This is a genomic window from Myxococcus sp. AB025B (assembly GCF_006518215.1).
In the GTDB taxonomy this organism is placed as follows: domain Bacteria; phylum Myxococcota; class Myxococcia; order Myxococcales; family Myxococcaceae; genus Myxococcus; species Myxococcus fulvus.
The window spans coordinates 1-10,728 of record NZ_SRLW01000331.1 but is presented as its reverse complement, the minus strand read 5'-3'; the positions used below and the strand labels follow the sequence as shown (position 1 = coordinate 10,728).

12 protein-coding genes are annotated in these 10,728 nt (G+C 70.3%); 10 read left to right on the top strand and 2 right to left on the bottom strand.

What is annotated here, in order from left to right; translation table 11 throughout:
• On the bottom strand, window positions 1-1,062 hold a 1,062-nt coding region (locus FL311_RS36310), incomplete at its 3' end, for a hypothetical protein (protein WP_305036178.1).
• Between the two features lie 186 nt (window positions 1,063-1,248).
• On the opposite strand from FL311_RS36310, the gene FL311_RS36305 reads away from it, so the two are divergent.
• The 5 genes from FL311_RS36305 to FL311_RS36285 all read left to right on the top strand — a co-directional run bounded on the left by FL311_RS36305 (window position 1,249) and on the right by FL311_RS36285 (window position 6,120).
• Window positions 1,249-1,827 (top strand): hypothetical protein, encoded by a 579-nt coding sequence (locus FL311_RS36305; RefSeq protein WP_141332263.1) that lies wholly within the window; start codon window positions 1,249-1,251, stop codon window positions 1,825-1,827.
• A gap of 318 nt (window positions 1,828-2,145) precedes the next feature.
• On the top strand, window positions 2,146-3,312 hold the full coding sequence (locus FL311_RS36300) for an acyl-CoA dehydrogenase family protein (RefSeq protein ID WP_141332262.1): 1,167 nt from the start codon (window positions 2,146-2,148) through the stop codon (window positions 3,310-3,312).
• A gap of 56 nt (window positions 3,313-3,368) precedes the next feature.
• Complete coding sequence (locus FL311_RS36295) at window positions 3,369-4,964, top strand: AMP-binding protein (protein ID WP_141332261.1); 1,596 nt, start codon at window positions 3,369-3,371, stop codon at window positions 4,962-4,964.
• 124 nt (window positions 4,965-5,088) lie between these two features.
• Window positions 5,089-5,766: an iron-containing redox enzyme family protein gene (locus FL311_RS36290; protein WP_141332260.1), complete on the top strand. Its 678-nt coding sequence runs from the start codon at window positions 5,089-5,091 to the stop codon at window positions 5,764-5,766.
• A gap of 93 nt (window positions 5,767-5,859) precedes the next feature.
• Window positions 5,860-6,120: a DUF3892 domain-containing protein gene (locus FL311_RS36285; protein WP_141332259.1), complete on the top strand. Its 261-nt coding sequence runs from the start codon at window positions 5,860-5,862 to the stop codon at window positions 6,118-6,120.
• Window positions 6,121-6,130: 10 nt separating this feature from the next.
• Here FL311_RS36285 and FL311_RS36280 read toward each other — a convergent pair whose 3' ends face one another.
• A complete protein-coding gene (locus FL311_RS36280) occupies window positions 6,131-7,213 on the bottom strand; it encodes a LuxR C-terminal-related transcriptional regulator (protein WP_141332258.1) in 1,083 nt (360 codons plus the stop codon).
• 258 nt (window positions 7,214-7,471) lie between these two features.
• Here FL311_RS36280 and FL311_RS36275 point away from each other — a divergent pair, with 258 nt between their 5' ends.
• The 5 genes from FL311_RS36275 to FL311_RS46195 all read left to right on the top strand — a co-directional run.
• Window positions 7,472-8,002: a DUF2147 domain-containing protein gene (locus tag FL311_RS36275; protein WP_141332257.1), complete on the top strand. Its 531-nt coding sequence runs from the start codon at window positions 7,472-7,474 to the stop codon at window positions 8,000-8,002.
• An 85-nt stretch (window positions 8,003-8,087) separates the two neighbouring features.
• The gene (gap, locus tag FL311_RS36270; RefSeq protein ID WP_141332256.1) at window positions 8,088-9,104 is read left to right on the top strand and encodes a type I glyceraldehyde-3-phosphate dehydrogenase; all 1,017 of its coding nucleotides are present in this window, start codon (window positions 8,088-8,090) and stop codon (window positions 9,102-9,104) included.
• 49 nt (window positions 9,105-9,153) lie between these two features.
• The gene (locus FL311_RS36265; RefSeq protein ID WP_228557310.1) at window positions 9,154-9,600 is read left to right on the top strand and encodes a hypothetical protein; all 447 of its coding nucleotides are present in this window, start codon (window positions 9,154-9,156) and stop codon (window positions 9,598-9,600) included.
• A gap of 26 nt (window positions 9,601-9,626) precedes the next feature.
• The gene (locus FL311_RS45645; protein ID WP_255510391.1) at window positions 9,627-9,809 is read left to right on the top strand and encodes a hypothetical protein; all 183 of its coding nucleotides are present in this window, start codon (window positions 9,627-9,629) and stop codon (window positions 9,807-9,809) included.
• 69 nt (window positions 9,810-9,878) lie between these two features.
• A partial coding sequence (locus FL311_RS46195; RefSeq protein WP_141332255.1) for an SDR family oxidoreductase occupies window positions 9,879-10,728 on the top strand: 850 nt, incomplete at its 3' end.

Below are 10,728 nucleotides of genomic sequence, written 5' to 3'. Positions count from 1 at the left end.
ACATGGCTTCCTCCGAGAGGCCATCTTGCGCCGTGGGGCCGTGGAGGGGCGGGAGGTCTTGAACAACAGTGTCCAGCGCTCGCCATCGAAGAGGCAGGCGCCTCGGCGGCTCGCGCTCAGCATCCTCGTGCCATCCGGGCTGAGTCCGATGCGACCGGAGCACCTCGCCACGTCCGCCTTCATCCTCGGGTCCACCTCGCGCACGGGTCGCAGCCGTCCTTGCTGGGTCTTCACCCAAAGGCCCTCATGGGCCCCGCAGTAGAGCGCACCCGCGAACCACGCGCTGTCGCTGAACTCCGACAGGGGCAGCCCTCCATCCTGGAGTCGCTTCCACTGCTTCCCCCGGCCGACCCAGAGCGTGCCCCGGTGGCCGGTGATGTAGACGTTCCCATCACCGGCGCAGCACACCGTGTGCACCAGCGTGTCCTTGGCAAAGGGCAACTTCGTCCAGTCCTTCCCGTCGAAGTGCCAGACATCACCGAAGCCGCCCACGGCGTACAGGTCGTCGGAGGCGAAGCCATCCAGGTCGTTGAAGCCCGTGCTCCATCCCGCCTGCTTGCCCGTGGCGCGAGGGAAGGGCGCACCCTTCGCGCTCGCCGCGAGCGGCACCCAGCGTTGCGCGCCCTGGCGGCGGAGGATTTCGCGGGCATCGGTGAGCGCGTAGACGTGGCGGCCCACGCGCTTGAGGTTCCTGACGTGGCCCTCGTGGTGCTTCAGGCGCGGCTTCCACGGCAGGGGTGGCGCGTCCTGCGTGGGCGCACCCCGGCCCGGACATCGGTAGAGCCGCCCTGCGGGGTCGACCGCGACCAGCTCCAGCGAGGGGGCCGTGGCCACCGCGCTGCGCACCGGACCGAGATTGAGCGCGTCCACATGGGAGAACCGCCGCGAGGCGGGCGCGTCCAGGTCGCAGCAGAGAAAGCGCGTGTCGGGGGCGAGGCTGAAGCCCGCCTTGCCTTCGTCCAGGCCGAGGGTGAAGTGGAGCCGCCCCGCATGGGAGATGGCGCAGTCATGGATGACGTGGCCGCGCAGGTGCCGGTTCCACGTCCTCGCGTCGAAGAGCATGTGCCGGCCGATTCTGCCTCGCCGCCCCTCCCAGGACGAGGCCGGGTCCATGGGGACGCGCCACCGGTCGACACGGTCCGCCCTGGGGGGGCGCGCTTCGTGCGCGGGCGCATTGAATAGCGCTCGCTCCCCGCCGTATAGGCGGGTGCCCGTTTCATCCCTGGGCCTGGAAGGAACCGATACGTCATGGGTGTGCGCTGGATGCTGGGCTGGACTCTTCCGTTGGTTGCCCTCGGCTACGCCGAGGCGTCGTCCCAAGCCGTGGTGACCCCGAGCACCCAGGCGACTCCTGCGCCGGAGGCCCCGAAGCGCGTGGAGCTCTCCTATCAGGACCCCAACTGCAACCCGGCGGAGGCGCAGCAGTGCCTGTGCGTGGGCAGCGTGGGCTCGGCGGAGTCCGCGCTGCGCGAGCTCGGGCTGGATGCGCAGGTGCTCCGCACGACGGGCGTGCCCTGCATCCGGGGCGACTTCGACCAGGACGGCGCGCCGGACTACGCGTTCCCGGGCAAGGGCTTCTCGTGCAATGGCTCGGTGCCCGTGCGCGTCCTCTTCACGCGCAAGGGGCTCGTGCGGGAGGTCCAGTCACTGCCCCGCGAGGTGAGCTGCCTCCAGCTCTACCTCCCGAACAAGAAGCCCGGCCAGCATGGCGTGCCCGCGACGAGCCGGGACGCGCTCGTGGACTGGGGCGAGGGCAACGCCACCTGGTTCTATCGCTTCGATGGCAAGCGCTGGACTGCCACGAGCCACCTGTCCGAGGCGCACTGACCCGGCGCCCTCGACGGCCTCGGGCGGCACGCAGACGTTCAGCACCATCGTCTCGGGCTCAACGGCGCGGGGCCCCGCGCGCACCGCCGGCCACGGTGTGCGCCACGGGACTCGAGGGATGACGCGGCGAGCCGAGATGCCTGCTGGGCTGGTCCTTGAAAAAAGCAAGCGTGCTTGCTTTTTTAGAAGGGCGGGATGCAGACTCGGGGCTCATCGGTAGGAGGGTGTGCTGGACGCCCGTTGGGTGCGCGCGCCGCGCCGGGGTGGCGCCCTCCCTTCGTCGACCCTTCTCTGGCTTTCGAGCCACCGAGGCAGCGCATGCACGAGACCCAGGAACACCGCGCCATCCGTCAGACGGTCCGCAAGTTCGTCGAGCAGGAGCTCAACCCCCACGTGGACGCGTGGGAGGACGCGGAGCTGTTCCCGGCGCGGGAGGTGTTCAAGAAGCTGGGGGAGCTGGGGCTCTTGGGCATCACCAAGCCCACGGAGTTCGGCGGGCTGGGGCTGGACGCCTCGTTCTCGGTCGCCTTCGCGGAGGAGCTGGGACACTGCACCTGCGGCGCGCTGCCCATGGCCATCGGCGTCGTCACGGACATGGCCACGCCCGCGCTCGCCCGCTTCGGAAGTGACGAGCTGCGACGGGAGTTCCTCGCGCCCACGCTCGCCGGGGAGCGCGTGTGCTCCATCGCGGTGAGCGAGGCCGGCGCCGGCTCCGACGTGGCGAGCGTGACGACCACCGCGCGCCGTGACGGCGACGACTACGTCATCACGGGCGGCAAGATGTGGATCACGAATGGCATGCAGGCGGACTGGGTCTGCCTGCTCGCCAACACGGGGGACGGCCCGGCGCACGCGAACAAGTCGCTCATCATCGTCCCCATGGACCGGCCCGGCATCACCCGCGCGAAGATTCGCAAGCTCGGCATGTGGGCGTCCGACACCGCGCAGCTCTTCTTCGACGGCGTGCGCGTCCCGGTGCGAAACCGCATCGGCGACGAGGGGCGCGGCTTCGCCATGCAGATGCAGCAGTTCCAGGAGGAGCGCCTCTTCGTGGCGGCGAGCACCCTGGTGACGTTCGACCGGCTCATCGCGCAGACGGCCGAGTACGCGCGGGAGCGCAAGGCCTTCGGCCAGTCGATTCTCGACAACCAGTCCGTGCACTTCCGGCTCGCGGAGCTGCAGACGGAGGTGGAGGCGCTCCGCGCGCTCATCTACCGCACCGTCGCCCTCTACATCGAGAACAAGGACGACCCCCAGGTGGTGAAGCTCGCCTCCATGTGCAAGCTCAAGTCGGGGCGGCTCGCCCGGGAGCTGGTCGACGGCTGCCTCCAATACTGGGGCGGCATGGGCTTCACCTGGGACAACCCGCTGGCGCGCGCGCATCGTGACTTGCGCCTGGGGTCCATCGGCGGCGGCGCCGACGAGGTGATGCTCGGCATCATCAGCAAGGCCATGGGCACCCTGCCTCGCAAGTCGCGAGGCTGAAGTGCATGACGGGGGGGACCACTCGCGCGCCCGAGTCGGGCGGGAAGGAGCACACGATGGGACAGACCCCGGAAGCCGTCTACAAGCACATCAGCCGCGTCTCGCTGGGAGACATCCTCCGCCGCTCGGCGCTCCGGTGGCCGGAGCGCACGGCGCTCATCGACGGTGAGCTGGAGCTGTCCTACGCGGAGCTGGACCGGCGGGCCAACGCGTTCGCCCACCACCTGCTCGGCCAGGGGCTCGCCCCGGGCGCGCGGGTGGCCATGCTCTGCGGCAACTCCGCGCAGATGGTCACCGCCTTCTTCGGCATCTACAAGGCGGGCCTGGTCTGGGTGCCCATCAACACGGGTCTCTCCGTGGATGCCATCGGCTACATCCTCGACCACGCCGAGGTGTCGCGGGTGGTCATCGACCTGGAGCTGCTCGCGAAGCCGGAGCTGCGCGCGATGCTCGACGCGCGAGGCCTGGGCCTCATCGTCTGTGTCCCCGAGGGACAGGCCGCGCCCGGCGGTGGCGCCATCACCTTCCTGGACACGCTGAAGGGCCAGCACGGCACGCCGCCGGCGGTGGACCTCGAGAGCACGCAGCTGGCGCAGATCATGTACACCAGCGGCACCACCGGCCAGCAGAAGGGCGTGATGCACTCGCACGCGTCCATCCATTCGGCGCTCAGCGGGAACCTGTTCGAGCTGGAGCTGCGTCCCAGCGACGTGACGGTGTGCGTGCTGCCGATGTTCCACTGCGCGCAGCACGCCGTCTCCGTGTCGTTCCTGATGGCGGGCGCCACCGTCATCGTGCGGCGGGTGTTCGAGCCCGGCGCCATGCTCGCCACCATCGAGCGGCGCGGCGTCACCTTCCTGTTGGGCCTGCCCATCATGTACGGCGCCATGCTGGCGCACCCGGCGCGTCCGACGACGAAGCTGTCCAGCCTGCGCATGTGCCTGTACGTCATGGCGCCCATGGCGCGCACGCTGCTGGTGGAGCTCCTGGAGAAGTTCTGCCCGGGCGGGTTCGCGCTCGCGTCGGGGCAGACGGAGATGTACCCGGCCACCACCATGTTCAAGCCCGAGCAGCAGCTCAAGCGGTTCGGCTCGTACTGGGGGGACTCGGTGGTGACGAACGAGACGGCCATCATGGATGACGAGGGCCGGCTGCTCGGCCGCGGCGAGGTGGGCGAAATCGTCCACCGCGGGCCGAACGTGATGCTCGGCTACTACAAGGACCCGGAGGCCACCGAGCGCGCGCGGGCGTTCGGCTGGCACCACACCGGCGACCTCGGCATGTTCGACGCCGACGGCCAGCTGCTCTTCGTGGACCGCAAGAAGGACATGATCAAGACCGGTGGAGAGAACGTCCCGTCCATCAAGGTCGAGGAGGTCCTCCTGCGCCACCCCGCCGTCCTGCAGGTGGCGGTGGTGGGCCTGCCGCACCCGCGCTGGGCGGAGGCCGTCACCGGCTTCGTCGTGCTCAAGCCCGGCGCCTCGGCCACGGCACCGGACCTCATCACCCACTGCAAGCAGCACCTCGGCGGCTTCGAGATGCCCAAGTCCGTCGTCCTGCTGGAGGCCATGCCGCAGACGTCCACCGGCAAGGCCCAGAAGTTCGTGCTCCGTCAGCAGCACGAGCGGCACTACCAGGACGGCGCGGCGTAGCGGCACCCAGGCCTCGGACAGGGGCCTGCTCTCCTCCCACGCAAACGTCGCCGCGGCGCACTTCGGGCCGCGGCCACGAAAGGAGTGCATGGACGGCCGGATGTGGCCCGGAGAGGAGACACACGTGCAGACGCGGACGCAGGACCCGACGGGGTGGGTGGAGCTCCTGGACCAGGAGGCGAGGGCGCTGGTGGCGGCGCTGGACGCGCACCCGGACGCGCGGCGGCTCTTCGACGGCACGCTCGACGAGGCGGGCTACATCCACTACCTCGTCCAGACGTACCACTACGCGCGCTGGAGCACGCCGATGCTGGGCGACGCCGGGCGCAGGCTGCGGCGGCTGGGCACGCACCCGTGGCTGGCGGAGCTGCTGCTGCGCAAGGCGGACGAGGAGCGCGGCCACGAGAAGTGGCTCCTGTCGGACCTGAAGAACCTGGGCGTCGGGGCGGAGCGCGTCGAGCGCGCGGTGAAGACGCCCGCGGTGGAGGCGTACACCGGCTGGAACTTCTTCACGTCCCGCTCGGGCGTGCCGACGGCGGTGCTGGGGACGGCGTACGTCCTGGAGTACCTCTCCCAGACGCGCGCGAGCGGCGCGGTGGCGCGCCTCATCGCCGTGGATGCCATCCCCAATATCCGCAAGGCGGTGACGTTCCTGCGCAGCCACGGCGCGCTGGACGAGGGCCACGTGGCGGAGATGAACACGGTGCTGCGCGAACTGACGGACCCCGAGGAGCAGGCCGCCGTGGTCCTCTCCGCGCGCGCCACGCGCAGCATCTACCCGGGCATCTTCCGGGAGGGCTGAAGCGGGCCTCTACCTCCGGGGAGGTAGAGACACCTCCCTCCTGGACGGCGATCCTCCGCCCTCAACCGTGGCATTCGAACCGGAGGCGACTTCATGCGCTACATCACCCAGATACGACTCGAGGGGGGCACGCTCCACGAGCACATCACCCGCCTGCGCTGGGTCGAGGCGACCCACGCGGGAGAGTGCAGCCGCGCGGAGCTGGTGCTGTGGGTCCAGAGGGGCGGGGATGCGCGGGTGCGCAACCGCCCCATGGACGTGAAGGTGGAGGTGGTCGAGGCGACGCCTCCGTACCTGCGCACGAAGGCGAACGGCATCTCCACCGACAACCTGCTCGCGCTCCCACGCTTCTAGGAGCGACTGCTCAGAGGGGCCGGTTGAGGTGCGAGGCCTGGTAGAGGAAGTCCGCGCGGTTGTCGACCTTCAGCCGGCCGAAGATGTCGCGCACGTGCGTCTTCACCGTGTCCTCGGAGAGCCCGAGGTGCTCGGCGATCTGCTCGTTGGACCAGTTGCGCAGGATGCCCTGGGCGATGTCGACCTGCCGGTTCGTGAGCTGCAGGCGCATGTTCTGCGGGAGGGGAATCGACATGGGGACCTCGTTCATGGACAGGGCCCACTGGGCGGGGCCCTCGGGCTGGGGCAGTTCGATGAAGCGCACCACCAGGTACGTCTCGCCGCGCAGCGACACGAGCGGGTTGTGCTTGAGCCGCTCGTCCGGGTGCATGCGCGTCAGGGCCTGCAGCCGCTCCAGCAACATGCCCGGGATGCCCGACGCGTGGAGGTCGGAGGGGGTAAACCACGTGTCCAGGAGCACCCTGGCGCGCTCCGAGCGCAGGAGCTCGCGGCTCGGCGGGAGCACCACCAGGAAGCCCGCGTCCGGCCGGTTGTAGAGCTCCTCCAGGAGCCTCGCGCCGCTGCGGGCCGCCTGCATGTCGCGGCAGTTGCGGATCGCGTTGGTGAGGTGGGGCGTGAGGCTCGTGAGGAGCGCGGCTTCGTGCTCGGAGAACTCCACCCGGCGGTCCCGGTACAGGGTGAAGGCGCCGAGCAGGGTCTCCTTGGCGGGCAGCAGCACGGCCATGACGTGCTCCAGCCTGAGGTCCAGCTCCTGGCTGCGCCGGTACAGCGCGCTGGCTTCCAGCGCCCTGCGCGGCAGCATCTGCGTGTCCCGGAGCACCACGTTGGGCTGCGCGAAGATGGGCGCGCGCACGAAGTCCGAGTCGGCCCACCGGGGGTACTCGTCCAGCAGCGTCAGCCGGTGGCCGGGAACCAGCCACTGGAAGTCGAGGGGCGGCCCCGGCGTCATCACGCACAGGCCCATGTGGTCCGCGGGGGTGAGCTCGAGCAGCGGGGCCCGCGTCGCCTCCAGGACCAGCGGCAGGGACAGGGAGCTGTGGAGGGCGGTGATGATTCTCTCCCTCAGTTCGAGTTCCTTCGACGTGAAGTGCATCGCCGTGAACGTCCTCGGGTTCGTGCTGCGCCTGGCTTCTTGAATAGGCGCGCGCCCGAGGGCTGTCGCTCACCCCTGGGGGGTAGGCCCCGGGCTTGACGGGTGGCCCCCGGCGAATGGTGTCGATGCCGCACAGCGGCATCCGTGCGCGTCACGCGGGGCTGCCTCCTGGTGTGACGTTGGAGTACAACCGGGCTGGTGGGGCGCTCGAGCGCAAGCCCCCGCCGACGTGAGCCCCGCGCGCAAGGACCTCAAGACATGAAAGCAACCCGGTGGTTCGGACTCACTTCCCTGTGTCTGATGATGGCCTCGAACGCCCTGGCCCAGGACGCGGCTCCCGCCGCGGCCCCTGCCGCCGAGGCTCCCGCCGCCGCGCCGGCCGCGAAGGCCCCCGCCGCCGCTCCGGCGACCGGTCCCACGGGCCGGTGGACGACCATCGATGACGAGACGAAGAAGCCCAAGTCCGTCATCGTCATCACCGAGCAGGACGGCAAGCTGTTCGGCAAGATTGAGAAGCTCTTCCGCGAGCCGACCGAGGACCAGAACCCCGTCTGCGACAAGTGCCAGGGTTCGCTCAAGGACCAGCCCATCATCGGGATGACCATCCTCCAGAACCTGAAGAAGGACGACGACGAGTGGACGGGCGGCACCATCCTCGACCCGGCCAACGGCAAGACCTACAAGTGCAAGGTCGCCGTCGAGGACGGTGGCAAGAAGCTGAAGGTGCGCGGCTACATCGGCATGTCCCTGCTGGGCCGCACCCAGCACTGGGTCCGCGCCACGGAGTAGTGGAGTTCGCCTGATGAGCCCGGCGGCGGGCTCCCCATCCGTGGGGAGCCCCCGCCATCCCTTCTTCTCAAGGAGACCTGACGCAATGACCCGGAAACTCGCCATCAACGGCTTCGGCCGCATCGGCCGCTGCATCGTCCGCGCGATGTTCGAGCGAGGCATCAAGGACCTGGAGCTCGTCGCGCTCAATGACCTGACGGACGCCGCGACGCTCGCGCATCTGTACAACTACGACACCGTCCACGGCCGCGCCACGCACCGGGCCGAGGCGCGGGACGGTAGGCTCGTCATCGAGGGCCGTGAGATTCGCGTCGTCGCGGAGAAGGACCCGGGCAAGCTCCCCTGGAAGGAGCTGGGCGTGGACATCGTGCTGGAGTGCACGGGCCTGTTCACCGACAAGGAGAAGGCCGTCGCGCACGTGTCCGCCGGGGCTCGCAAGGTCATCATCGGCGCGCCGGCCAAGGGCCACGACGCGACCATCGTCCTGGGCGTGAACACGCAGGACTACGACGCCGCGAAGCACCACGTCATCTCGTGCGGCTCGTGCACGACGAACTGCCTGGCGCCGGTGGCGAAGGTGCTGCTGGACGGCTTCGGGCTGGAGCGCGGCCTGATGACGACGACGCACTCGTACACCAATGACCAGGCGCTGCTCGACGTGCCGCACCGCAAGGGCGACTTGCGCCGGGCGCGCGCCGCCGCGCAGAACATCATCCCCGCGTCCTCCGGGGCCGCCAAGGCGCTGAGCGAGGTCATCCCCTCGCTCAAGGGCAAGTTCGATGGCCAGGCGATGCGCGTGCCGACGATGGACGTCTCGCTCGTGGACCTCACCTTCGAGAGCACCCGGCCGCTCACCAAGGACTCGATTCACGCCGCGATGAAGGCCGCGAGCGAGGGGCCGATGGCGAACATCCTCGGCTACACCGAGGAGCAGCTGGTCTCCAGCGACTACCTGGGGGATGCGCGCTCCTCCATCTTCGACGCCACGCTCACCCAGGTGCTGGGCGAGCGCTTCGCCAAGGTCTTCGCCTGGTACGACAACGAGTGGGGCTTCTCGAACCGGATGATCGAGCTCTCCCAGCTCGTGGCCTCGAAGCTCTGACAGGGGCCGGACCCTGGAGGACGCGAAGCGGCCGTAGGTCATCTGCCACATGGTCCCATCGCTCGACGGGCGCATCGTCACGAAGGGGTGGAAGCTGCCACCCCGGGCGATGGCCGAGTACGAGCGCACGGCGGAGACCTACGACGCGGACGCGCGGATGCTTGGCCGCGTCTCCATGGAGCCCTACGCCGGCAAGGCGAAGGTGCCCCTGCGCAAGGCGGGGGCGCCGATTCCCCGCGAGGACTTCATCGCGCGGCGCGACGCGGAGCCCCACGCCATCGTGCTGGCCCCGTCCGGGAAGCTCACCTGGAGGTCGGGCTCCATCGACGAGGAGCACGTCCTCTCCCTCCTTACCGAGCAGGTCTCCGACGACTACCTGGCGCTCCTCCAGGACAAGGGCGTCTCGTACCTGTTCGGCGGCAAGGACTCGCTGGACCTGAAGAAGCTGCTCGAGAAGCTCCGCAAGGTGTTCGGCATCCGCAAGCTCCTGCTTTAGGGGGAGGGAAGCTCAACGGCACCTTCCTGGCCGCGGACCTCATCGACGAGCTGAGCATCCTGGTGGCGCCCATCGCGGATGGCGGCGTGGGCACGCCCGCGCTGTTCGATGTGGAGGGGAAGCGGGCGCGCGCGCGGCACCTGAAGCGGGTCTCCGTCGAGAAGCGCGCGGGGGAGCTGCTCTGGCTGCGCTACAGGCCGAAGCGCTGAGCGCGAGGCCCGGGCACTCCTGCTACGGTCCCCGGCGCCTCGCCTTCCCAAGTCTCCGGAGTCCCCACCATGACCGACCGGCTCATGTCCCTGGCCCACAACCCGTTCACCCGTGGGCTCGTGAAGGCCCTGGGCCTGCCCCAGCCCACGCGGCTGGCGCGGGCCGAAGGGGGCTGGGCGGCGCAGCCCTTCGCGAACCGCGTCGTGGTGCTGGGCGCGGCCCCGGGTGGCTTCGCCGCAGAGGGCGCCCAGGCCGCGTTCACGAGCGGTGGCGCCCGGGTGCTGGATGGTCCTCCCTCGGACGCCTCCCAGCGTGTGGACGCGGTCCTCTTCGACGCCACGGGGCTGGGCGGGCCCCAGGACACGCGCGCCCTCTATGACTTCTTCCACCCGCTGCTCCCCCGGCTCGCGCGCAACGCGCGGGTGCTGGTGCTGGCGACGGAGCCGGACGAGGCGCCAAGCCCCGCGGCCTCCGCGGCGGCGCGTGGCGTGGAGGGCTTCGTGCGCAGCCTGGGCAAGGAGGTGGGCCGCCAGGGTGTCACCGCGAACGTCGCCTACGTGGCGCGCGGCGCCGAGGCGCGGCTGGCCGGCCCGGTGCGCTTCTTCTGCGACGTGGGGAGTACCTATGTGTCGGGCCAGGCGCTCCACCTCTCCGGCGACGTGCGCGCGGCGTCGGCCGTGCCGCTGCACGCGGCGTTGAGCGGCAAGGTGGCCCTGGTGACGGGCGCGGCGCGCGGCATCGGCGCGGCGACGGCGGAGCGGCTGGCCCAGGAGGGCGCGCGCGTGGTGTGCCTGGACGTGCCCGCGCTCGGGGACGCGCTGAAGCAGACCGCCGCGCGCGTGGGCGGTGAGGCGCTCCTGTTGGACGTCACCTCGCCGGATGCGCCCGTGACGCTGGTGGCCGCGCTGAGGGCGGGCT